Source organism: Lacticaseibacillus paracasei subsp. paracasei (assembly GCF_000829035.1).
Lineage (GTDB): Bacteria > Bacillota > Bacilli > Lactobacillales > Lactobacillaceae > Lacticaseibacillus > Lacticaseibacillus paracasei.
The window spans coordinates 1,206,821-1,230,399 of record NZ_AP012541.1 but is presented as its reverse complement, the minus strand read 5'-3'; the positions used below and the strand labels follow the sequence as shown (position 1 = coordinate 1,230,399).

21 protein-coding genes and 4 pseudogenes are annotated in these 23,579 nt (G+C 45.8%); 6 read left to right on the top strand and 19 right to left on the bottom strand.

Annotation, left to right across the window (positions count from 1 at the left end; translation table 11 throughout):
• Positions 1–20 precede the first annotated feature (20 nt).
• The 6 genes and pseudogenes from LBPC_RS17385 to LBPC_RS17445 all read right to left on the bottom strand — a co-directional run.
• On the bottom strand, positions 21–143 hold the full coding sequence (locus tag LBPC_RS17385; RefSeq protein WP_003570053.1) for a hypothetical protein: 123 nt from the start codon (positions 141–143) through the stop codon (positions 21–23).
• A gap of 359 nt (positions 144–502) precedes the next feature.
• Positions 503–805: a type II toxin-antitoxin system YafQ family toxin gene (locus LBPC_RS06155; protein ID WP_003661092.1), complete on the bottom strand. Its 303-nt coding sequence runs from the start codon at positions 803–805 to the stop codon at positions 503–505.
• A complete protein-coding gene (locus LBPC_RS06150; protein WP_016365698.1) occupies positions 798–1,067 on the bottom strand; it encodes a type II toxin-antitoxin system RelB/DinJ family antitoxin in 270 nt (89 codons plus the stop codon). The genes LBPC_RS06155 and LBPC_RS06150 overlap by 8 nt, the downstream gene beginning before the upstream one ends.
• A gap of 373 nt (positions 1,068–1,440) precedes the next feature.
• Positions 1,441–2,094, bottom strand: a complete 654-nt coding sequence (locus tag LBPC_RS06145; protein WP_003570049.1) for a GNAT family N-acetyltransferase — start codon at positions 2,092–2,094, stop codon at positions 1,441–1,443.
• 44 nt (positions 2,095–2,138) lie between these two features.
• Positions 2,139–2,954 carry a DUF2399 domain-containing protein gene (locus LBPC_RS06140; protein ID WP_003661098.1) on the bottom strand — a complete coding sequence of 272 codons (816 nt, stop codon included), beginning with the start codon at positions 2,952–2,954 and terminating at the stop codon, positions 2,139–2,141.
• A 24-nt stretch (positions 2,955–2,978) separates the two neighbouring features.
• Positions 2,979–5,257, bottom strand: a pseudogene (locus tag LBPC_RS17445) (SbcC/MukB-like Walker B domain-containing protein); the annotation flags it as partial.
• A 107-nt stretch (positions 5,258–5,364) separates the two neighbouring features.
• On the opposite strand from LBPC_RS17445, the gene LBPC_RS06130 reads away from it, so the two are divergent.
• Positions 5,365–6,285, top strand: coding sequence for an IS30 family transposase (locus LBPC_RS06130; protein WP_003574021.1), 921 nt, complete (start codon positions 5,365–5,367; stop codon positions 6,283–6,285).
• Positions 6,286–6,305: 20 nt separating this feature from the next.
• Here LBPC_RS06130 and LBPC_RS06125 read toward each other — a convergent pair.
• The 7 genes and pseudogenes from LBPC_RS06125 to LBPC_RS06095 all read right to left on the bottom strand — a co-directional run.
• A pseudogene (locus LBPC_RS06125) lies at positions 6,306–7,028 on the bottom strand (hypothetical protein); the annotation flags it as partial.
• A 9-nt stretch (positions 7,029–7,037) separates the two neighbouring features.
• Positions 7,038–8,152 (bottom strand): annotated as a pseudogene (locus LBPC_RS06120) (hypothetical protein); the annotation flags it as partial.
• Between the two features lie 186 nt (positions 8,153–8,338).
• The gene (locus LBPC_RS06115) at positions 8,339–9,202 is read right to left on the bottom strand and encodes an IS3 family transposase (protein WP_003663214.1); all 864 of its coding nucleotides are present in this window, start codon (positions 9,200–9,202) and stop codon (positions 8,339–8,341) included.
• On the bottom strand, positions 9,199–9,474 hold the full coding sequence (locus LBPC_RS06110; RefSeq protein WP_003566536.1) for a transposase: 276 nt from the start codon (positions 9,472–9,474) through the stop codon (positions 9,199–9,201). Before LBPC_RS06110 ends, LBPC_RS06115 begins: the two co-directional genes overlap by 4 nt.
• A 65-nt stretch (positions 9,475–9,539) precedes the next feature.
• Positions 9,540–9,923: pseudogene (locus tag LBPC_RS06105) on the bottom strand (hypothetical protein); the annotation flags it as partial.
• 199 nt (positions 9,924–10,122) lie between these two features.
• Positions 10,123–10,449 carry a YrdB family protein gene (locus tag LBPC_RS06100; protein ID WP_003661108.1) on the bottom strand — a complete coding sequence of 109 codons (327 nt, stop codon included), beginning with the start codon at positions 10,447–10,449 and terminating at the stop codon, positions 10,123–10,125.
• Positions 10,442–10,846, bottom strand: coding sequence for a MerR family transcriptional regulator (locus LBPC_RS06095; RefSeq protein ID WP_003661110.1), 405 nt, complete (start codon positions 10,844–10,846; stop codon positions 10,442–10,444). Before LBPC_RS06095 ends, LBPC_RS06100 begins: the two co-directional genes overlap by 8 nt.
• A gap of 197 nt (positions 10,847–11,043) precedes the next feature.
• Between LBPC_RS06095 and LBPC_RS06090 the strand changes: the two genes are divergently transcribed.
• The 5 genes from LBPC_RS06090 to LBPC_RS06070 all read left to right on the top strand — a co-directional run bounded on the left by LBPC_RS06090 (position 11,044) and on the right by LBPC_RS06070 (position 15,828).
• A complete protein-coding gene (locus LBPC_RS06090) occupies positions 11,044–12,270 on the top strand; it encodes a hypothetical protein (RefSeq protein ID WP_016365992.1) in 1,227 nt (408 codons plus the stop codon).
• A 197-nt stretch (positions 12,271–12,467) separates the two neighbouring features.
• On the top strand, positions 12,468–13,355 hold the full coding sequence (locus LBPC_RS06085) for an ABC transporter ATP-binding protein (RefSeq protein WP_016365991.1): 888 nt from the start codon (positions 12,468–12,470) through the stop codon (positions 13,353–13,355).
• Entirely contained in the window at positions 13,352–14,116 is a 765-nt protein-coding gene (locus LBPC_RS06080) for an ABC transporter permease (protein ID WP_003661116.1), read from the top strand. The genes LBPC_RS06085 and LBPC_RS06080 overlap by 4 nt, the downstream gene beginning before the upstream one ends.
• A gap of 67 nt (positions 14,117–14,183) precedes the next feature.
• Positions 14,184–15,218: a sensor histidine kinase gene (locus LBPC_RS06075; RefSeq protein WP_032780994.1), complete on the top strand. Its 1,035-nt coding sequence runs from the start codon at positions 14,184–14,186 to the stop codon at positions 15,216–15,218.
• Position 15,219: 1 nt separating this feature from the next.
• Positions 15,220–15,828, top strand: coding sequence for a response regulator transcription factor (locus LBPC_RS06070; protein ID WP_003574758.1), 609 nt, complete (start codon positions 15,220–15,222; stop codon positions 15,826–15,828).
• A gap of 113 nt (positions 15,829–15,941) precedes the next feature.
• On the opposite strand, the gene LBPC_RS06065 is transcribed toward LBPC_RS06070, so the two are convergent.
• The 6 genes from LBPC_RS06065 to LBPC_RS06040 all read right to left on the bottom strand — a co-directional run bounded on the left by LBPC_RS06065 (position 15,942) and on the right by LBPC_RS06040 (position 23,502).
• Complete coding sequence (locus tag LBPC_RS06065) at positions 15,942–16,799, bottom strand: DegV family protein (protein ID WP_003574756.1); 858 nt, start codon at positions 16,797–16,799, stop codon at positions 15,942–15,944.
• 197 nt (positions 16,800–16,996) lie between these two features.
• Positions 16,997–18,661 carry an ABC transporter permease gene (locus LBPC_RS06060; RefSeq protein WP_003574754.1) on the bottom strand — a complete coding sequence of 555 codons (1,665 nt, stop codon included), beginning with the start codon at positions 18,659–18,661 and terminating at the stop codon, positions 16,997–16,999.
• The gene (locus tag LBPC_RS06055) at positions 18,662–19,741 is read right to left on the bottom strand and encodes an ABC transporter ATP-binding protein (protein WP_003574752.1); all 1,080 of its coding nucleotides are present in this window, start codon (positions 19,739–19,741) and stop codon (positions 18,662–18,664) included.
• A 12-nt stretch (positions 19,742–19,753) separates the two neighbouring features.
• Entirely contained in the window at positions 19,754–20,812 is a 1,059-nt protein-coding gene (locus tag LBPC_RS06050) for an extracellular solute-binding protein (protein ID WP_003574751.1), read from the bottom strand.
• Positions 20,813–20,968: 156 nt separating this feature from the next.
• Positions 20,969–21,730 (bottom strand): response regulator transcription factor, encoded by a 762-nt coding sequence (locus tag LBPC_RS06045; protein ID WP_016383557.1) that lies wholly within the window; start codon positions 21,728–21,730, stop codon positions 20,969–20,971.
• A gap of 170 nt (positions 21,731–21,900) precedes the next feature.
• The gene (locus LBPC_RS06040) at positions 21,901–23,502 is read right to left on the bottom strand and encodes a sensor histidine kinase (RefSeq protein WP_016366056.1); all 1,602 of its coding nucleotides are present in this window, start codon (positions 23,500–23,502) and stop codon (positions 21,901–21,903) included.
• Between the last annotated feature and the right edge of the window lie 77 nt (positions 23,503–23,579).

Sequence of the window (23,579 nt, the reverse complement as noted above, 5' to 3'; positions counted from 1 at the left end):
ACGGCCATCGGCAACCCTTACTATTTTCCAACAGAAGCTTCCTGTTCCAACCAGTGCTCATACTGTTTGACATACCATTCATCAAAGCCGCGGTCATTCGCCAAATAAGTCGCCTTATTTGCCTTCATGATGAACCCAATCAACGCATTTCTTCTGTCAGGCAAAGGTGGCAGCTTCACTCTATTAGTCACCAAAGAATTGATAATCGATATTTTAGTTGGCCGTTGTAACCCATAGTCCACCTTTTTAAGTGATGAACCGTGTCACCATTGGGTTAAATTTTCGTTCCAACCCTGCATGATAAAGATTGGCATCTTATTGATGCTCACTTCCCCAGATCACCCAACCCATCTGGATAACTGAACATTTTTACTGGGCCGACGAGTTCGCGATTTCTAATCGCTGATTGAGGATTGGCGTTAAGTCACGTGTATATTGACGAATGAATCTGCTGGTTGACCACAACACAAAAGCCGCCCTTTTTGGACGGCCTTTCGTAATTCTATTTACCCAGAAGGTTATGATGAGATCCGGTTCTAACTAGGGTTAAAATAAGATCTTGCTGCTTAATTTTATAGATTAGCAACCAGCCGCCACGAGGGCCGTCAACATGTAGTTCACGATATCCTTTCCACTCGCTGCTTGAAGACAAGGCATGATCTGCATACTTTTTGCTTAATAGTTCAGCATTTGTACCAGCAGCTAGGAGATTAACAGCCGTCTTTAGTTCGTCCATCGGCCAATGCTTCTTGGAGAGTCGTTTTAGATCGCGCTTAAATGTAGGCGTCGGAACCAGACTATACATTCAAGTCTCTCCACATGTCATCAGGTGTGCTGTATTTTTTGAGCAGCTCTGGGTGCTTTGCTTCTTTCAGCGCCTGTAAGGTTTCAACTGGTAGACTTGTTGGGGTAAACGGGAGGGCGTGATCCTTCACCATTTTCGTCATGAACATCGTAACAGCTGCGGTCAAGTCGATGCCCATATCATTTGCTACGATTTGAGCAGCACTTTTTAATTCAGGATCAATACGAATATTCAAGCGAGTTTCTTTCTTTGTGGCTGCCATTGCTAACCACTCCTTCCTATCTAACAACTTAATTATATCACGAATTATCCCAATGTAAACACAGTGGGATAACATCATGTGAGATGAATTCAACCGAATTTCTGGCTTTTTCTTCGCACAAAAGGAAGCGTAACTGCCATCATACGTTATGAATTATTCAACAACCACTATTGTGAAACCGGTTCTGCAAGATATTTTGTACCTGGCTAGGTCAACAGCCGCTAAATAAGTAAAATTCAACCGGTCCTCAAAGATCGATCACTACGGATTGGTCATTTTATTGATCAAACTTTTAACGAAAAAACATGAACTTAATTTTTGCAGTAAACAAGGTTTGTTGAATCATTTATCAATTCATAAAGATGGATCTTGCTTAGACTGCCAATGTATACACATGCTCGGTCACAATTTCACTAATACTCGTAAGCTCTTTGAAGTTTCTGACCTTACCGACATAGTATGTTTCCATATCTTGCCCATATGGGACTTCATTACCGTGTTCATCATAAACAGTAACTTCTCCATCTTTTGTCACCTGAAAATCAGTCCATTGCGGCACGTGATTGTGGGGACTGTGGCCATGAACAATTGAGGCTTTATAACAAAGTTTGGCGCCAATTGTCTTGTATAATCCATTTGCCGCCTCATCATCTAGCGTATAAATTAGCAAAACGCCTCCTCGTGACTCTAGCTGCTTCTTTAAATGTGTCAGCAATGCTTTGGCAATCCCGACATGCTGATAATCAGGATGCACCGCCAGCGTATCAAGTGTTGTAAGCACAGTGTTTGGAGGCAAACCATATGACTCAGCCTTTGCCTCACCATGATCTAAAAAAATCGCCTCGGCAATGCCAATTACCTGCTGATCCTTGACGGCAACTAATGAGATGCCATTGTCAGCCGAAACATGCTCTTTTTCAGCCGTGATTTCGTCTTGAAACGAACTTCGCATATAGGCCAAGGCGCGACAACGAAGCCAACTTTCCAGCATTTCTGGATGATAGTTTTTGATTGTGTAAGTAACCATAGTTTCTCCTAATGTGTATAGGGCCTTTATCAAATAGCTTTTCATCAAACTTCTGTCGCTTCAAGCCACTCAGCAATCCGTTCCTCATAAACCCCCATCAACTGTTCCTGCTCAATAAACTTCCCAAAAAGTGCAATCGTCGTCATCTCTGCTTGATAGACCGGCGAGACGACCTTGCGTTGCTTGGTGCGGCGAACGTCTATTTTGCCAAGATCAGCTAACCAAAGTCGAACATCGGTTGGTTGTTGCAACGCCGCCACTTCTTCGGCTGATGTTTGCTTCAACAGCCTTGCAAACTGATCGGCCATTTGAATGCCGGCGCTGTCGAGATCACCGAGGTAGACGTAGCGCATCCCCCGCGCCTCAGGTCGTTGGATGAGTTGGACATAAACCTCGTTAAAGTCGTTGCCAGACTGTAAGATTAACGGCCAGTCGGGATGTTCTTGGTGTAGTAAAGCAAAGACGCCGTTGTTTTCGATGACAACGGCTTGTTTGTTTTTCAGTGGAAAGTCGAGCATAGGTGTGAGCTGCCAGGGATTGAGGGTCAGCGGTTGGGGCAAGTCGGTGTCAAAAATATTAGCCGAGGTAAAGGCCATACCGATGAGTCGGGCAGTCAGTTCGTTGACCTGACCCGATTTAAAGCAGTGGGTCATGACCCAGCGATAATAGGCAAAAAGTGCTGGGTCTTCCCGTGCGTCATTAAGCGTGTGCGCAGTTAATCCCATCGCAACGGCTTGCTGCCCGCGTGGCGGCAACGTTTTCCCTTGTCTGATTTGATTGAAAAGTTGATCGAGTTTGCCAGCTTCCGGCGGTGCCGGCTGCCCGGTGACCTTTTCAAAGGCGTCAATATATGAGCTCACTTCTACTACCCCACGATTCTCTGATTAGTCGTCCTTTTTCCAAATAAAGTTTTGTTGGACGCGATTAAGGTGGAATTTCCCGTCACCTTGTTGCGGGGAACCCATCACATCCCAAACGATGTTATCAACCCCATCTGCCAAGAGTTTGTTTTGCGCGCCGCTTGGCATGGTGGCGATAAAACTGAAGCCAAAATTGACAATCGTTTTCGCAAACGACTTCGCAGTTTCTGGATCCAGTTTGTCCGCAAACTCGTCAAACATCACCAAATGCGGGGCATCAGCGCGATTGGAGCGTTGTAGGACCATTTTTGGCACTATGAGCAATGGCAAGACCATGGCCTGCGCCTTTTCAGCGCCGGACCCACCGGATTGAACGAATTTGTCATCAACCACTTCAAAATCATCGTCAGCACTTTGGCGGCGGCGAATCAAGACCTTGAAGTCAGACCACTCGCGGGTATCAAGTAGTTCCTCCGCCGTCGTAAAAAAGGCTTCGTCGTCATTGGAAATTTCCGTGTTGTTCGCCAATTGATCAAGGCGCTGTTTCACTAAGGCTTCGAGATGGGGGCGTTGTTGCAGTTGGGCGTCGCAGGCTTCTTGAATTGCTTCTGGGGCAATGCCGTTGATCGGCGTCAGTTCAACTTTCAGCTTAATGTGCTGGTGACCGGCGCCTTCTGCCAAAATTTGATTGTAGGTCTCGATAACTTGATACTGCGCACTAATCGCTGCCACGTCTGCCTGAACAAAGGTCGTGTAGGCCATGTCATTGCCGCTTTTTTCTTCAGCAAGCGCCTTTTCGACAGCGGCGTGATCATCATATAGCAATTTCAGCGCTTCATTGATATCAAAAGCAACAATCGTCAAGCCGTTTTCTGAAACAGAACGTTGTTGCCGCATGGCGCTGGCTTCAGCCGGGAAACCGCGGTCAGCAAACAAAACATCCAAGGCATTCAAATCTTCACCGTGCCCATCCGATCTATGAATGAGGCGGCTAATTTGATTGGTAATGTCCGAAAAGTTGCTGCTGCGGATCCGGCTGCGATTGCTGTGGGCAAATGCCAATAGCTCGTCAACTTTCGCTAAATGCACATCGTCAGGAAGATACGGACTTAAAGTTTTCAACTTCGACACAATGTCAGTGGCGAGCAGGTGCAACTGTGCTGAGTCGGTTTCGATTGTGACGGTTAGTGTTTGGATGATCCCTTGCCGCCGATTAATTTCCGATTCAACGGCCTGAAGCTGCTGCGTGAATTTCTTTTGCTTGGCGATTGCCGCTGCCAAACGCTGTGGTAACTCAGGGTCAATTTTCAGAGCGGCGCGATCTGCCTTTAGTTTGGCAATGGTATTAGCAAGTTTAACTGCATCGAAATCAGGATCAATTGTGCCTTTTAGTTCCGCGATTCTGTCTCGCAGCGATGCTTGGGTTCGTTCGTTGCCAGCAATTTCCGTCAGCAAGTTTCTCAAGGTCGCCACTAATGGTTTGAGTTGCTTCCGGATTGCTTCCGGATTGCTTTCAACTGCGGCAAAATTGTCGCATCTTGCAACATAACTTTCAGATCAGGATGTTTGGCCAAAATGGCGGCCTGTTGATCACGTAACGGTTGGTATTGCGTATTCATTTGCGCCGCACCAGCCTCGTGAATGCTGGTGTTATCCTTTTGCAATCCTTCACGAACCCGATTACTGCCGAAACCTTGGACGCGGTCATCAATCGCAGTGCCCATTTTAGTCTGCATCTGTTTAGTAATGCCGACATCGGCGCTCAGGCGATTGATCGTTTCCTCAATACCATCATACTGAACCTTCGCGGCAGTTAACTGATGCATGTAATGACTCAATTGGTCTTCAATCACCGACCAATCGTCATCAGCCATAACGCTGGAAAAGTCATTGAGCACGCTCGTCCGCGCTAAAAGCCGTACTTTAAGCGGCGTCAGATTGTTCTGTACATGGGCATCTCGTTGGTGCGCCAACTTCGCCTGGGCTGCTGTTAAGTCAGTCAGTTGTTTCTCCAAAGTCGTTATTTTGATCTCAGTGCCGCGATATTGATCGAGTTGAGCCTGACTATTCTTAATCTGCTGATCATACTGTTCACGGCGCTTCACCAGTTGGTCCTGTTCAGCTTTGGCCTCGCGCAATACTTCTAAACTTGCCGCAATCTCGTCTGCAGCCTTTTTAAGGTCGGCCAGTTGCGCTGTATATGCAACAACCTCTTGCTTAGTATGGGTCAACTTTTCCTGATTCGTTGCATTACGGGCAAATCGTTGACTGTAAGGATCAAGTTGGATTTCTTGAATATGCCTAGATTGCATAATTAAAGTTACCACCCAGAAAATGTGAAAAAAGACCTGTCCGTTCTTGCTAAAATGGTGTTTGCATAACATACCATCTAGAGAGAAGGACAGGTCCCATGGCCATTATAACCTTAATTGAACGATCTCAGATAGAACTGATGCAACACCACACGATTCAATACATCGCCGCGACCTTAGGCCGCTCTCGTATTTCTATTAGGCATGAGCTTCACCGTTGCCCTGAAGGTGATTACTGCGCCATTATAGCTCAGGATCATGCCGATACTTGTCGGCATCGTTGTGGTCGGCACTCGATTTTAACGCCTAAGTTGAAGCGGATGGTAACTGAGAAGCTAAACCTAGGTTGGTCCCCTGAAATGGTCGGTTATGCCGTTCACTGTGCGCCACACACGATTTACCACTGGATTTATCAAAGACAAGTCGATTTTCAGCCAAGCCAACTCTTTGATCACGGTAAACGTCATAAAAGAAGACAAGACCTTCGGTCGCGCTATAACCAAGCAGTAGGCACCTCAATTGAGATTCGCAGTGAGTCAGCTAATCGGCGAACCGAAAAAGGACATTTAGAGATGGATACAGTTCGCGGTGGTCGCGGGTCAAAGGCTGCTGTTTTGACCATTGTCGATCGGGTGACACGTTTAATGGCGACAACTAAGCTTGAAAACTTATCACAAAATGCTGTTCTCAAGGGATTTGCAAGACTGATGGTGGACTTTCCGGGTCCGGTTCGATCAGTGACGGTTGATCACGGTAAAGAGTTTTCCTGCGATCAGGCGCTTACAAAGCGCTATCGGATACCGGTTTACTTTTGCCACGCCTATCACCCGAATGAACGGGGCACAAATGAACGGTTCAATCGAGAACTTCGCTACTATTTCCCGAAGGGAACACAGTTTGATCAGGTTTCAGAGACCGATATTCAACAAGCCACAGCGCTTATCAATAACAAACCTAGAAAATGTCTCCGTTGGCAAACCCCAGTTCAAGCAGTGAGCAAGCCTCTTTCTAGGTGGTAACTTTATTATTGCAATCTAGGGTGGTCACCGACTTCTAAGATAAACCGGCCGCCTTGGCGCCATTGGTCAGCGATCTCCTCTTTATGAGCAACGAGCAATGGCCAAGTTTGCGGGTTGGTTTTCGGACTCATAAACTGCTCGGCCAGCAGCACTCGACTCACCTGTTGCAGCTCATTCAAGTCGTTTGCGGGCGCGGATTGGCCCAAATGATTCACTAAGTTTTGGGCAAACTCGTTAAAGTCCGGACTGACCTCCCAATAATCGTCAATTTCCGCTGGGGTGTTCTCCTGGTCTTCCTCTAACCGATCCGGCGTGAACAAGCCAAACCGCTTCACAAACAAGCTGTCGATTAACCGCAAGATTTCGCGTTCGTCCAGCTCCGTCACTTCACTGTGCACCTGCCGCACAATTTTTTGCGTTGCAACTGCGCGATCCTCATCTTTGCCTTGCAATTCAGGCTCATTGATCACCGTTTTTACCGTTGCCAAAAGTACGTGCACCTGCGCTGAATTCAGCTTAGCGGTGCCCGCCAACAACAATAAGTTCTCCTGAAAATTGTCCGGTGCAAGACCGAGCAGATTTTTAAAATAATTGCCGATCCGTTGCTGCACAGACGGCTTTTTAAGCTCAGCGATGGCAGCACGGCTTTGTTGGGTCGCGGCTGCCAACGGCGTCGTTGTGAATACCCCGTGATCGAGCAATTCATTGATGATCAATCGATCAAGATTCGTCATGTTAGCCATAAAATCCCCCTAGGCAAACGAAAAACTGAAATCGCACGGCAACATCACGCGTAATCTTCACCGGCGACCCGCAACTGCAATGGTGGTGTGTTCGTTATTGATTGCACTGTCTGAGCATCCCGACCAAACGGGGCAAATCCAGTCAAGTCATCGTGGTAGGTCACGGCAAACAATTTGACGATCTCATCACGGGCGCTAACTGTTTTCAGGGTCAGATCATGATCAACTCGTCCGTGATTGTCATCAATCATCAACTGTTGCCGGAACTCACGCAACCCTGCTAATTGTGCCTGTTCACTCGGCGCGTCATCCGTCACTGTCGGATTGTCCGCTTCGCTCGCCGGCTTTTTAACCGCGGCATTGGCTAAATAACGGACAGGTCCCATGGTCGAGGCATCTAGCAAGTCGCTGGCATCTTCAACCTCGCGATCAACTGGCAAATGACGCGGCACGCGGGCGGGAATCTCCAGCTGCTGGTAATGAGATAACAAGGTATCTAGTTGGCGCGACAACGCCTTGATATCAATTGCTTGGCGCTTTGCATGTTCCAGTTCCTGACTCAATAAATGCACGATGCCTAGCAACGTATTAAACACAAGATAGATTGAATCCAAACTGCTATCAATGGCCGAGGAAGTCGGGCTCATACTCAAGGCAAGTCGGGTTAACTGCGCGGCCGCCCATTTTTTCGTTCGTTGTAATCGGGCAACTAAAACATCCTGCTGACCAACAGCGTGCGCCGCATCGAGATCATCGCTACCTTGCTGAGAATGAGCAATCTGGTCGGGAAAAGTCGGATCATTCGCCAATCCTTGAATCCGCGCTGCCTGTTGCAACATCAGCTGATAAGCAGGAATTGCCTTGTCGCGCAGCATCTTTTGCAAATGTCCTGCTTCCTGACTGCCGTGGTTAAAGGCAATATCATTTGCCAGCTCGTCAAGGTCGTCTTCAAGTTTGTGAATGCCCTTCATCACATCATCGTAGGCATCAAGCATATTTTTAAAATCATTATAGAGTTGCGTATCGGCGCCCGAACGAACTGGCACGCTAAGCTTTTCAACTAAAGCAACGTACTCCTGAATCCGGTTCGTGTTAGCAGAGATAGTACTTTCTGCATCAATCACGGCAAGAATGTCAATGGTCCGGACAAAAATTGTACGGTTCTGCCGAATGCGTATGGTTGTCACTTAAATTCACGCATTATCAGATCTTTTATCAGCGTTTAATCTTGTTTAACGTGCCATAGGTACGACAAACAAGCCCTGACATCTGGTGCTTTCCCCAGGGCTGTGCGCCTATTGAACGGTTACTTATGCAGCTGCTGACTTTCTTTTGCAAGCACCGCGACCGTTGGTCTCGCGATCATGATTGTAGAAGGTGTTGTAACGAGCAATGGATTCAGTGACGTCTAAAATTGATTCATAGTTGATCTGCTCCAACCGGACCCATTCTCGTTTCAATAGCGAATGGTAGGCCTCAATCCGCCCGTTATCAGCCGGTTTGCCTTTGCGCGAATATGAGTGACGCAGGTGCGCATCTGTCAATGTTGTCTCAAACAAACGACTGGTATATTGACTACCCATATCGCTATGAACCATCTTAAAAGTATAACCTTGGTGAATTAACGCTTGAATCGGTGCGACCGCGAGGTCTTGTGTCATCTGTTGACCCACTTGCCAAGCTAAGACTTTTCTCGCTTTTGGATCATACGCTGTTGCAAGGTAAACCCAGTTTTGGTTGATCAGTTGAATATAGGTGATATCGGTGGTCACGACCTCAGACAAGTCAGCTAGGTGTCGCATTAAATTAGGTTTTTGGGGCATGTCAGTGGTTGTGGTAGGCTTTTTAGAGCGTTTACGATACATTGTCGATTGAATCCCCAATTCACGCATGACTTTCCAAATCGTGCGGTCACTTAAGCGGCATTTAAGTAATTTACGAATACGTTTAGCAATCCGCACGTATCCGTAAAACTTTCGACGTTGCCAAAGAACCTGAACCAGCTCTTTAAGCTTAATTCGGCGGCGATTTCGTGACTTAGGATGCCACCTTAACCAGTCATAGTAGGTACTCGAAGGGATCCGTAACGCTCGGAGAATAACTGTGATGCGGTGCCCCCGGCTCAATTGATCTTGAATCATAAAAAGAGCGGCCTTTCGGCCGCTATGAATCAACGCTTTGCCAGCAACACCGCCGCTCGTTTTAAAATATCGAGTTCTTCCCTCAAACGGCGATTTTCTTTTTGAAGTTGCTTGAACTGTTCGTTGGTCACAGCAGTACCTTGATGATCAATGGCAATGACAGTGGCCGCCTGAACCCATTTGCGAATAGTGTCTAAGGAAGGACCGTATTCTTCATGTAGTTCTTTGAATGAGTGTCCTTTTTCATGAAGATCAATCAAGGTTTGCTTAAATTCGGGGGTGTAGCGAATAGCTGTATTGGTCATAAAATATTCCTCATCTGTCAATTATCGCACAAACTATTTTTGTCCGTAATTACAGCATAGGAGCCCACCTTCTGCATCATTTTCAGATATTCGCTACCGCTGCTCGTAATATGATACACGTAGGATTGGCGAATATGATACTGACCGCTGCGCATTCGGGCACGGACCTTACGCGGATTAACCTCGACCAACCCAGCTTGGGCCACAAGGACATCCAACACTTTTTTCAAAACATCGTCAGCGATCGGGTCTTCATCAGTGGCCGCATCCAGATATTCGTTGTTATACGTTCGAGCCAAGTAACTCAAAGTAATTGGCTCACTGCTACTACGAGCATCATGATAAAGAATCGTCAGCACAAACCAGCCGGCCAACGGATGGTGCACGCTTAAGCCGAGCTGACTAGCTAACAATAGATTACGCAAAGGACCAGTTAATGGTGCTGCCATGATGAGTCGTTCCCTTCTTGTTACCTGGTTGACTAACTTGCATTCATTATACAAGAAGAGTGACCTGCACAGTAGCAATACAGGTCGTGAATGATGAAGTCATAAATGGTAAGTTTTGAGCTCTGCAATACAAAGCGTTTCACCCACAGGTATGCACGCGTTAAGACAAAATACTTACTGCCAGTTAAATTAAATCAACTCACGGTATTAGATGCTCAATCAAAGTATCTATCAATGCTATGCCGCCATAAATCAATGCGGCTTTATGTGTTGTTAGCAAATACGTTGCCAACGACGTTCCCCCAAATATGAGTATTTCCGTTATCACCCGGCCAATTGTTGGCAACCTGTGAAGCGACATTGGGGCCATGAACCGACCCCAAAAAAGAATGCCGAGCACCGGCGCTATCACACCCACAGTTAGTTTAACCACAAGATCGTTACTATTGAACCCAGCGATGATCAATAACACAACTGTTGCAATTTCTAACAGAAAACGAATCCCATCTGCAATTGTTTTAATCATTAAGTGCCCCTATCTTTTTAAATAATGTCATCATTGCATCATCCCACGCCTGCATTTTAATGGCAGTGGTCATATCAAACGCTATGTTGCTAAGGGCAAGATCCAGCTTCGCCCGGCGTTTAAAGACTTCGCGATAACTTTGCAAAATGGCCAAGGTATCTTCGCGACAAGCCTTTGTCACTGGCGCATCGTACATTCGCAATATCATGCTGATTTCATTTAAAGACAACCCAACCGCTTTTAAATTTCGCGTGATCTGCAACTTAACCACATCATCTGGGGTATAATCGCGATAATGATTTTCACCCCTTGATGGCACAATCAAGCCAATCTTTTCATAAAACCTCAACGTATCTTTGCTAACACCGGATTGATGCGCACATGTCCTAATATTCATAAGAAAATCCCCTTTTTTCGTGTCATCAGAATAACATTGGAGTATACATCAAGGTCAAGGACTAGAAAATGATCGACAAGCTATTCCTAGATCTAATTATCATGATGTCTGTCAACAACTTTTTTAATCGTTACACCGCATCTGTAAAAACAGTGATCGCCATCTGCTTAAGCCGCTATGCAGCAAAGGAGAACCCCATGATTTTCTATTTTATTCTCAGTCTTTTTATGATTGCCGTCTTAGTAGTGATCGCGTTACAACATCTCAACACCAACCGAATCGTGGATATTCAGCTTGAGCAGCACAAGATGATGTTTCCTAGCCAAGTCCGCGGTGCCCGAATTGTCTATGTGCGCGGTATCTACCGATCTCATCCTAGCAAACGCAACTGGCGACTCGTTGCCATTGTTCTGGATATACTCGCGGCAATTGGCCTCGTAACAGCAATTGTCATGCATTACCAAGACGCATTTTCCGCTGACCTGATGACGTCACCATTCGGACTTCGACTAGCCGAAATGCTCGCGGCCTCAAACAACGAGATTCAAAACATCTTTCTTTTTGGTGGTATGGCCTTAGCGTTGATCAGTCGCATGATCTGGTTTTACCTGACGCAGTGGTTATTTCAGCTACTTGAAAAAGCGGATCAAGACCATGATAGCGATGCAACGGACCTTTATTGGACGCCGAAGCATTTATTGAAACGACAATATCAACTCCGGATCAGTCTCCAGGGAATTTTGATGGTCGGTGCCATTTTTCTGGCTTTAACTGGTGCCTTTAACTGGTTGCCAGTCGCGTCAGAGATGGCTTCACAAACGCGCCTACCAAGGACGGTATCTAGCAGCAGTGCCTCCGCCGCAAGTGCCTCGTCCGAAATCACCAATGAATCGGCCACTTCAAGTTCATGGACGCAAAATATCGACACCACCTACCCGATTGATGCTATGAAAACAGCACCACTTGCACCTGCCAGTGAGCTAGCGGGTCTGACAGACGCTGACCGGGCGGCCTTGTTCTTCACGGCTTACTGGACCCTCAACGGCTTACAACAATCCGAAGTCGCTGACTACGCAAACAGTACTAGTGAAACCTACAGTTATCATCTCGTCCCGGGATCTAGCAGCAAACTCATCGTGTTCTCTGAGTTTATCCCTTCGGTCAATCAGACAGACTATATGTTTTATGCCCTGATTGATGGTGAGCAGGTTGCCTTCTACAATATGTATCAGTCCAAAACGCCTATTACCAGTCTTGCTAGTCAATACAGCCTCACGGTTTCCGGTACCACTTTGCGGCCTAGCATGCCTGAAATACGTGACAGTGACATGAACATGCGGCAGCTCATTGGGGCCTTTAAGTCCGATAAAAGTTTCGATCAGACTAAGAAAGGCTTGCATCAAGGGGCGGATATACCGCTATAGTGCGCTACAACTAAAGCGACTACCTGCGAAGCCTCACTAAGCTTTCAGATAGCCGCTTTTTATTGATCATGCTTGGTTAAATTCAAAGATAGGCTCTTTTTCATAGGGATCATGACATTTGTCACATGCCATTCATGACATTCGCGACTACTGGCTAGCCCACCCACCGCGTAGTATCAATGATGGAGGTGGACGAAATGACCACAGTAATTCAAGCAGAACATTTAAAATTTAGCTACGGTGACAAAACAGTCCTAAAAGACATTAATTTGACGGTTCAGCCAGGTGAAATTGTCGGCTTAATTGGGGCCAATGGTGCTGGTAAAACCACATTTCTGAATATTTTACTCGGTCTTTTAGCAGGTACTGGGGAAGTCAGCGTTTTTGGTCAGCGCCCAGGTGCGCCTGATAGTAAAGTTCGTCTTGGTTCAATGCTCCAAGGTGACATGGTGATTGCAGGCACAACCGTCGGGGACCTGATGCAGCTTGCCGCGGCGCAATCACCTCGTGCACTTGACCCGGATGCTTTGTTGAATGAGTTTCATTTAAGCGATTTGAAACCACAACGGCTAGGCAGTCTTTCCGGCGGTCAGTTGCGGCGAATCACGTTCGCTGTTGCGCTCGTTGGCAATCCTGATTTGCTGTTTTTAGACGAGCCAACCGTTGGCATGGATGCGCAATCTCGCAAAGCTTTTTGGACTCAAATTGAACAACTACGGCAGCAAGGTAAAACGATGGTGATTACCAGTCACTATCTTGAAGAGATTCAGCAAGTTGCTGATCGGCTGTTGATTCTGCAAAACGGTCGCTTTGTCTTTAATGGCTCCCTCCAAGCGCTTCAAAAGCAGCATCTTGGGGCCACCATTACCTGCGAAACCGATTTGCAGCCAGCGATTTTCAATGGATTGCCAGCAGTGGATAGCATCCAACCTGTTACCCCCAAACTAATCATCCATAGCACAGATGGTGATCAAACACTCCGAGCCTTGGCACCCATGTTGGATCGGCTTCATCAAGTCAGCGTGACCCGGGAATCGCTGGAGGATATCTTTTTACAATTGACTGGGAAGGACGACGAAAAATGAAAACTTTTAAAACGCAACTCGCCTTTGATGGCAAACGATTAATTTTACGTAACTTTTCCTATATCTTCTTTTCGCTGTTAATGCCGGCTGGCTTCTATTTGCTCTTCACAAAAGTCATGGCCAGCGGCTCTTCAGCACAAATGAAGCCGTTCTATATAAGTTATATGGATAGCATGATCGTTTATAGTGTTCTGATTAGTGCCCTCTTCGGAATTGCCGCGATTCTGAAACGAGACCGTGACCAAGGGCTTGTTACTTTCTTGAGCTTATCTGCTCACGGTACCTTTCCCTACTATCTTTCAGTCGCTTTCTGGATGTTAATGATGAGTCTGTTCTCAGTTGCTGTGATGGGTAGTTTAGCTGTTGGCATTAACGGTGTTAGTCTTCATTTCGATCAATGGCTCTCGCTATTTGGTGTCGTTTTGATCGGACAATTGCCCATTATGTTGATCGGCATCGGCTTATCGTACATTCGCAGATATGAAACGCTCAGTCTTGCCAGCAACCTCATCACTTTCCCCATGGCGATTGTTAGCGGCTTGTGGTGGCCCATCAACATGTTACCTAAGTGGTTACAATCAATTGGCGAACTCACGCCCACTTATTTTGTGAATCAGCTATTAAATCAACTCACTTCCCGTGCTAAAGTAGACTTAACGAATTTGCTGGGCATTGCTGCTTGGTTTGTGGTGACTGGTTTACTGGTGGTCGTGCTCTCAAAGCATGAACAGCGAAAGGGCGTGGCCTTGGGTGAGGCGTAAGTTAATCACACGCATTAAAAATCTAGAATGGACCAGCTATATTTGGCTGGTCTATTTGCCTGCGATCATGGCTGAGTTCATCCCCGTTAAATCAGAAGCTGATTGGTTTTGGCTGGGCTTGTCTGTCCTATTTCTCATTGTCTACATACTCGTCAATGAAATTGATCGATGGCTCCCTGTCACGATACCGCTTGAATTAGGCATTACAGGGCTATTTTCGATTTTTGCTTTCAACAACTACATGCTGATCTTCCCGGGATGGCAGGTTTCTTTTATGTTGGGCTGGTATCCGCGAAAATATTTTCGGTGGTTTGCTTCAGCATACTATGTCATCATCGGTATTGGCCTGTGGCGTGCTAATTTAGCGCAACCAGGCATCTTTCAGTCATCATTTGGCGAAATCTCAGGACTCATTTTCCCGATTGCGTCGCCAATGCTGGCGTATACTTTTTCCCGATCAGTCATCCATCAGCGGCAACTCCGGCAAACGAACCGCCGGCTGCAAGTGGTCATTCAACGTGGCGAACGAGAACGGATCGCGCGGGATTTGCACGATACGCTCGGTCAGAGTTTTTCGATGATCACCTTAAAAACCGAATTGGCGAAAAAGTTACTTGTCAAAGCTCCGGAGCGAGTGGCACAGGAACTGGATGATATCGCGCAAACAAGTCGTAATGATTTGCAACTCGTACGAGCAATTGTGAATGATCTTCACCAGCAGTCCCTCAGTGAAATGTTGTTGTCCCAAGGAAACAATCTCGCTGAAGCTGATGTCATTTTGCTCACTAGCGGGGAAAACGAGGCGACTGAATGGCCAACTAAGGTTCAAAGTCAGTTTAGTGCCGTCATGACAGAAGCCATCACGAATGTCATTCGCCATGCACAAGCCCATCAAGTTGAAATCACTTTTTTTCAGACAGCCAACACCTATTCCGTAACTGTTCAAGATGACGGCAAAGCCAAAAATTATGTTCGGGCTGGTTCCAATGGTATTAGCGGCATGCGCAGTCACATGCACGAAGCTGATGGCACGTTTAGCATTGACCATAATCGCCAAGGCACCCTCGTTTCATTAACACTACCAAAGGAGGTGCGATTCTAATATGATTACCTTATATCTCGCAGAAGATCAAAGCATGTTAAACTCCGCCCTCACCCAGCTACTAGACTTGGAAGATGATTTACACGTACTAGGCAGTGCTGGTGATGGCGCAAAAGCATGGCAGGACATTCAACAACTCAAACCGGACGTTGCCGTTCTGGATATCGAGATGCCCAAGTTAACCGGACTGGACGTTGCCGATAAGATTCACGGGAGCGAGTTAGAAACAAAAGTCATTATTTTAACGACCTTCGCGCAAAAAGCCTACTTTGAACGCGCCATTGCTGCCCAAGTAAATGGTTATCTACTCAAAGACAGCCCCAGTGATGATTTGATTGACGTTATTCGAAAAGTGATGACGGGCCAAACGGTTTACGCCCCGGAATTAGTCACGAATATGGTGACGGCTGAAAGCAATCCCCTCACCGACCGCGAACTCGCTGTTTTGGCAGCAGTCGCCAGCGGCTTATCGTCAAAACAAATTGCTGCCTCGCTATTTCTCTCAGAAGGAACCGTTCGTAACTATTTGTCCGCTATTTTCAGTAAGCTCGGTGTTCATAATCGAATTGAGGCCGTGCAGATGGCTAAGAAGAATAAGTGGTTGGAATGACTGTTTTATCAAATCAAAATTGCCCGTTTCTCAACAAATTGAGAAACGGGCAATTTTGATCTGCTTTTCGTTTTAGGTAAAGCTTGAGAGGCGTGACTTATTTTTGTAACACCTTAATACGACTGAACTGTCGCCCCAATCAGTCCCGGTCCTGTATGAACCCCCAATGACGGCGAGATCTCACCAATAAAATCAACCGGTCGACCAGTCACTTCGCGCAATTTTTCTGCCAACTTTTTAACCAAAGCTGGATTTTGACCATGGGCAACTCCTAGACGATAATGAGCGCTATTTAAGCAATCTGTTTTGACTTGTTCAACCAATTTCCGAATCGCTTTATCTTCAGATCGCGCCTTAAAAAGAGGGTAGTAGACACCTTCTGGATCACATGAGATCACCGGTTTAATGTGCAAAACCGAACCGACAAGACCTGCCACTCGGCCGATTCGACCGCCGGCACTGAGGTACTTCAAGGTTGGCACGTAGAAATAAATCCGACTTTTGACGATTGAGGCACGAACTTTTGCAATCACGTCCTGAAAGGATTCCCCTGCATTGATCAATGATGCGGCATAGGCTGCTTGGATGCCACTGCCAATGCCGATGCTTTTTGTGTCAAGAATGGTTACGGTGTCAGCGGGAAAATCTTGCGCGGCCAATTGAAAGACGTTGTTCGTCACAGACAACGCGCTCGAAATTGTGATACCGAGGATTTGCTGATAACCAGCCGCGAACAGCCTATCCATCGCCTCTTTGGCAGCTTGCGGTGACGGACTTGAAGTCTGCGGCAATGTTTCTGCCGTTGCTAGCGCCGAATAAAATTCATCCGGTGTGATATCAACTGCATCAAGGTAATTATGCCCATTCATAGTAATATTCAGCGGTACGACTGCAATATTTTTATTTTCATCAAGAACACTTTGAGGGACATCAGAACCCGAATCAACGACAATTGCAATTTTTTTGGTCATGTTCTGCCTCCTTGCGGCTTTAATATCCATATTATATGGTTTCTAAGACTAGATGTAAATAGGTTCACCACATATATCTTTTTTCGTTCATGTGAATATTCAGCCATTTTGCCAACAAAAGTCGCTTCCACAGCAAAAAGAGAGTCAACCAGTCACGGTCAACTCCCTTTTGTCCTATTTCCGACGAAGTTTTGTGGTTACATCGCAATATCCCCATTCTTAGAAACTTTCATGAAGATTAGCAAGGAAATCACTGTCAACGCGGTCAAAATCGTTGATAGTGCAGCGGCAACGCCGTAATTTCCGCGAATAACTTCGGTATAAATGGCTACTGTCATTGTTCGAGTCTTGACGTTGTACAACAGAATGGATGTGGATAATTCTGAGATCATCGTGACCCATGAAAGAATGGCACCAGACACAATGCCTGACATCATCATTGGCACCGTAATCTTGAAGAAGGTATTCAGCCGACTTGATCCCAAACTTTCGGCTGCTTCTTCAATGGAGGGCGAGATCTGCTGCAGACTCGCAACTGAGGAGCGAATCGTATAAGGCAATCGCCGAACGGATAGTGACACTACCATGATGAACGCTGTTCCCGTGATAGCAAGGAAACCACTGCCGCCAACACCCGTATTAAATGATGTGATGAAGGCAATTCCAAGCACAGTGCCTGGCACAATGTAAGGGATCATACTCATACTGTCGATAAGCGATGTGAAGAAATTACGTTTACGAACAACCAGATACGAGATGAAAATGGCAAAAATGATCACAATGATCAGCGCCATCATCGGAATTCGAATCGTGTTGAAAATGGCTGACCCCATTCGATCAAAGGCGTTCGTGTAACTTCCCAGTGAGTACCCTGGTACAAAGACCATCCCCGATGTTTTCAAGAATGAGGTATAAATCAAGTAACCCTGCGGCAAGATAGCTAGTAGCACGATACCATAAACAAGAATGTAGATGAGTACCGTTCGTAACGGCCCGACTTTTTTTGCTTCAACCGGATGCAACGAGTTCATGCTGTAACTAAATCGATGCGAGACAAATTTTTGGATTAGGAAAATCGTCAGTGCAATGATAATCGCAATAATTGCCAACGCAGAAGCAAAGGCCGCATTGCCGCCCACTTCGCTGATGAACTGAGTATAAATCAGAACCGGAAATGTTCGATACCCTTCCCCGATCAACATGGGCGTCCCAAAATCAGAGAACGCCCGCATGAACACAAGTAAGGCAGCGGCCAATAGTGTTGGAATTAACAGTGGCATAATGACTTTTCGAAACCGATTGAACCCCCGACTCCCCATGCTCTCCGCGGCTTCCAAGACAGAATTGTCGATGCTCTTGAATGCGCCATTCGCATATAAGAACACAAGCGGGAACAGCTGCAATGTGAATACTAAAACAATTCCGAAAAAGCCATAGACATCAAAGTTAGGAAAGCCAAGTGTGTTGACCAGAAATTTTGTGATCACGCCATTTCGACCCAGCAGCAAGATCCACGAGTAAGCCCCGATGAATGGTGCCGACATGGAAGCGATGATAATCAATATCTGCAGAAACTTTTTCCCCTTGAATTGAAACATCGCAAAAAAGTAGGCGAGCAATGTGCCTAATAAAACTGCTGATACGGTGGCGGTTAACGACACCTTGAAACTATTGGCTAATGTCGAAAAATAATAGCTTCGTGAAAAGAAGGTCGTGAAGTTGGCTAACGAGAACTTGCCTTGCGTGAACAACGCCTGACCAAGAATCATCACAATCGGATAAACCAGAAAAAGCAGATACGTGATGAAGATGATGAACGATGAGCCTGTCCAAATATTAAACTTTTTCCGATTGGTGTTCATTTAATCCACCCCCAGCAGGTTTTGCGACCCGTCGGCGGTAAAGACGTTGATCTTTTGGGCATTGATCTTGAGCTTAATATGATCGCCTTCACCGAGATCTTCGGTCAGACTGGATTCTTCACTGACATGAATCTTCTTAGCGAACGGCAAGTCAACAAAGTATTCAGTATCCATACCGAGATAAACACTATCTGTTATCTGAGCATCGATGTCGCCATCTGCCGTTCGAATCAGTTCTTCAGGCCGGATGCTGACGTGCACTGGTTGGTCAGCAACGTTATTCAAAATCGGCAGCGGCATCCGATAACCAGTCGAAAATTCTAGTAAAGCAGTGGCCCCATCATGTTTCAAATTCGCCTGAATGATATTGGTTCGCCCAATAAATGACGCCACAAATTCATTTTTAGGCCGATGGTACAATTCTTTCGGCCGACCGACTTGCTGAATCCGGCCTTGATTCATGACGGCAATTGAATCCGAAATCGCCATGGCCTCTTCCTGATCGTGCGTGACATAAACCGTTGTGATGCCGACTTCACGCTGAATTTCTCGAATTGCCTGCCGCATATCGACGCGCAACTTGGCATCCAAGTTACTCAGCGGTTCGTCCATCAGCAGCACATCTGGATTCACTGCCAACGCACGCGCCAAGGCAACCCGTTGCTGCTGACCACCAGACAGTTGATCAGGTTTGCGATCCCGATACTCGTCTATTTGCATTAACTTCAAATATTTATCGGTTTCCGCCACAACTTTTTCTTTGGTTGCTTTCTTCTGTTTTAGGCCAAACGCAACGTTATCCCGAACTGTTAAATGTGGGAAAATTGCATAGTTTTGGAAAACCATCCCAATGTTGCGTTTGCTGGGTTCCATGTTATTAATGCGATTATCACCGAAGTAGAAATCCCCACCTTCGATCGAGTTAAAACCTGCGATCATGCGCAGCAACGTGGTCTTGCCACACCCAGATGGGCCTAACAGTGTGAAAAGTGCCCCGTCCGGCACAGTCAGGCTGAGATTTTCGATGACGGTGACATCACCATAAACCTTCTTAGCACCCTCAATACGAATTTCACTCATCTGGTTTCACCTCTACTTAGATTGAGTTTCAACAAAAATTTCGTTATATTTTTTCACAATGTCATCTTTATGCTTAATCACATAGTCGTAGTCTTCGGTAATTTTCTTGATGTCCTTATATGGCTTCATATTGCTAGACGTTTTTGCTCCAATGCGCACTGGGCGGTTCGTGGTCGTAGTGCCTAACGTATCTTGCACATTCTTGGAAACAAGGAAGTCAATGAACTTCTTGGCATTGTCCATATTCTTTGCTTTTTTGACGATAGCGGCACTTGCTGGCAAGAAGACGGTTCCTTCCTCAGGGTAAACAATCTTGACTTTAGCGCCATCGTTTAATAATTGAACGGTTGGATCTTCGTAAGAAAGTCCGACCGCCATTTCACCATCGGAAACTGTTTTGTAGACGTTGGATGAGCTTGAACTGATCTTGCCGTCTACCAAGGTGAATAAGTCTTTCACGTAATTCCATGACTTCTTACTGGTATAACCACCTTCTGCCGCTAACATATTCGTCAGTTGGGCAAACGCGGATGATGAGTTGGCTGGATCGGCTGTGGCAATCTTACCCTTTAAATCTTTATTCAAAAGATCGCCATAACCTTTAATATTCATGCCTTTGGTCAAAGTCGGATTAACGACAATGACACTGCCATCAAGGGTATATGGAGTTGAATAACCGGTCGTATTTCGATAAGCTTTTTCAACTTTATTGTTGTCCTTGGCCGTATATTTTTGGAATAAATCACCACTGGTTGCATATTGCGTGTATGAGCCGCCAAAAATAACATCAGCAACTGGTGCACCCTTTTCTGATTCAAGCTTTTTGAATAATTCACCAGTGCCCGCCTGAATCAAGTCAACTTTGACGCCATATTTTTCTTCAAATGCTGGAATCGTTGCATTGATCAAGCCTTCTGAGTTGGGTGAATACACAACAAGCTTGTCAGTCTTTTTCGCAGTCTTGCTTGTGGTTGGACTGCTATCACTCGTTTTCTTTGTGCTATTGCTACAAGCCGCCAGTCCCAATGCGGCGATGCCTAAAACCGCTAGCCCTGCCCAAACTTTCTTCATGATCTTTTTCCTCCCGTTCTTGACTAAGCGCGAACCAGCGCGAGTTTCAGCACTGGGAGCGCGTTATCGTTGACTTTCATTGCCAACTATAAGATTAGCCCATTTAAAGCGCTTTCAAAATGGGACAATTCTATCCAAAACGTAGAAAATCCTCCATCACTGGAGGACCTTCGCTTTGAAATCGGTTGTTGTCATACCGAGATACTTTTTGAAGACTTGATTGAAGTACTTATAGTCCGAGAAACCGGAGGCATCGGCGGTTTCATAAATGAGCATGCTGGGATCTTCAATCAGCTGATTGATCGCCATGCGAATACGGTAACGATTGAGATAATCGTTTAAGGTCACGCCAAGGTGATCTTTGATTTTCTTATAAATGTAGCTTTCGCTGTAACCAAGGTCGCTCGCCATCTCGGCAATCGTAAATTTGCAGGCATAGTGTTCACTAATCCACGTCAGCACTTGGGTCACAACATGGTCGCGGGAGTAGCGGACATCTTTTAGCAAATCAATTGCAATGCCATCTGTATCAGCTAATTGACCGCGTTGCAGTTGAATCTGGGTGGTGACATCGACCATACAGTTGCGCAATTCTTCCAGATCAATTGGCTTAACCAGAAAATCTCGAGCACCACTGCGAATCGCCTTTTTTGCATTTGCAAAATCATTGTAGCCAGAGAGAATCACTTTTTGATAATCTTGGGCTTTAGTGGCTTCAAACATCTGGAAAGCATCCATGATTGGCATACTAATATCGGTCAAAACAATGTCAGGCTGCAAATCCTGAATCATGGCGGTACCTTCTTGCCCATTTTCAGCATCGCCCACCACCGTAATATTGAGTTCTTGATAATCTAAAGCATCAGTTAAATATCGGCGAATTAAGTGCTCGTCTTCAACGATCAAAAGTTTGTACATATTTTTCATCTCCTTAACCACAGTCACAACGGCAGAATTGGTTTCTAACCGCTCTAGCTGAAACGCGTACACAGCCGCAGAAACCTACACATAAGGACCTCAAGTACAATGATCAAAGTGCGATCATCGCACTTGAGGCCGCTTATACTCCGGTTTCTGACCGCGGCTGTTCACGCTCTGGCAACATGAAGCGTCACTTTAGCGCCGCCGTCATCTGTGTTACTAAGCTGTATATTCGCTGTCGGATACAACATTTGTAATCGCCGAAAACTATTCGCTAGGCCATGATGCGTCTCACCTTCTACTGGCGGCATATCACTAATTAGCTTTTCTGATGAAAAACCGCCACCATTATCGATCACTGTGAACGTCACTGCGTTCTCTAACTGCTCACAGGTCACCACAATCATCAAATCGGACCGGGTTTTCATGCCGTACTTCAAGGCATTTTCAATAAGGGGCAATAGAAATAACCGCGGAACCGGCATATTTGCTAGCGATGGATCCATAGCGATCTGGTACCGCAATTTATCAAACCGGACTTGGTTAACCATCAAAAAATCTTCAAGGACATCAAGATCTGCCTCTAAAGTTGTTGGCTCACCGCTATGATCAATGCTGTAACGTAACACGCGGTTAAGCGAAAGAATCAGCTTTTCCGCCAAAGCCGGATCAAGTTTGATGGTGATTCGAATATTTTCCAACGTGTTATAGAGAAAATGTGGGTTAAACTGTGCCTCCAACATCTTCAGCTCATATTGATTCGTTTGCTTCTGAAGCTGCAACTGCTGCGTTGTCATTGCTTCTTGGCGTTCAACCATGGCATTGATACTATCTGCTAAATACTGAAACTCATCGTTGGTGGTGATTTGAATGCGCTTTTGTTTACCTTCGCGAATTTCACTCGTTTCATCAACTAATTCTGTAATGGCGGCATTAGTTTTGTCGCCAATCGCATTAGCTGCACGATTAGCCTGCCAGATTAGAAAACCCAATAGTGCTGCCACACTTAACAGACCAAATAAAATGAGCATCATCAAAGGAAACGATCGTAGAAAGGTATACAAAAAAATGTTTTCTCCGAGCTGTTGTCGGCGCATCAAGAAAATATCGTCCTGATTCACATAAAAATGGCGCTCAAACTTTTCACTATCCATTTTGCCAAAACCTGGCAGAATAAAACTCGTCGAATTAGTCGCAAAGACATTGTCATAGTTGTCAGCAATCGTAAAACTGCTACCGTATTTGATGCTCTCACCACTAAAGGCGGCACCATTTAAAACAAGCACACTGTACTGATTTCCTGCGGTTGCTGGTACTCGGGCGAAGAACAACAGAAAATGCTGATCATTTTCGCCTTTTGTCACTTTCATAAAGGCATTCGCTGGTCGATTGCGTTTAATCACTGTCTGAACGTAATTGAGTGAAATACGATTCAGAATTAGATCACTTTGAAAGATTGGCTGGGTTTGCGCATTAAGGATCAATAAAGAAGGCTGCACGCTGAGCCGGGCACTTTGTTCATAGAATTGCTGATACAAAACCCGCTCGTTATCGCGGCTTTCGAGGTAATTCGGAACCGCCCGTTTATTTAAATTACTCAACACTTGCTGTGATCGACTGGCGAGTAAATTAAAATCGCGACTCACGGTGCGCATGTCCGCGGTCACTTGATAACTTTGAATGAAAAAGACTAATCCTGACAAAACGCCCACTAAGAGAAGCGCAAGCAAAACAGCCAACGCCGAAAATCGACGCCGGATCTCTTTCACCAACTCACTCCTGAATGAATGCCCCATACTAATCCCTCGTTTTGAATGCGCTTACGCATATCAAGTTTACACGAGCC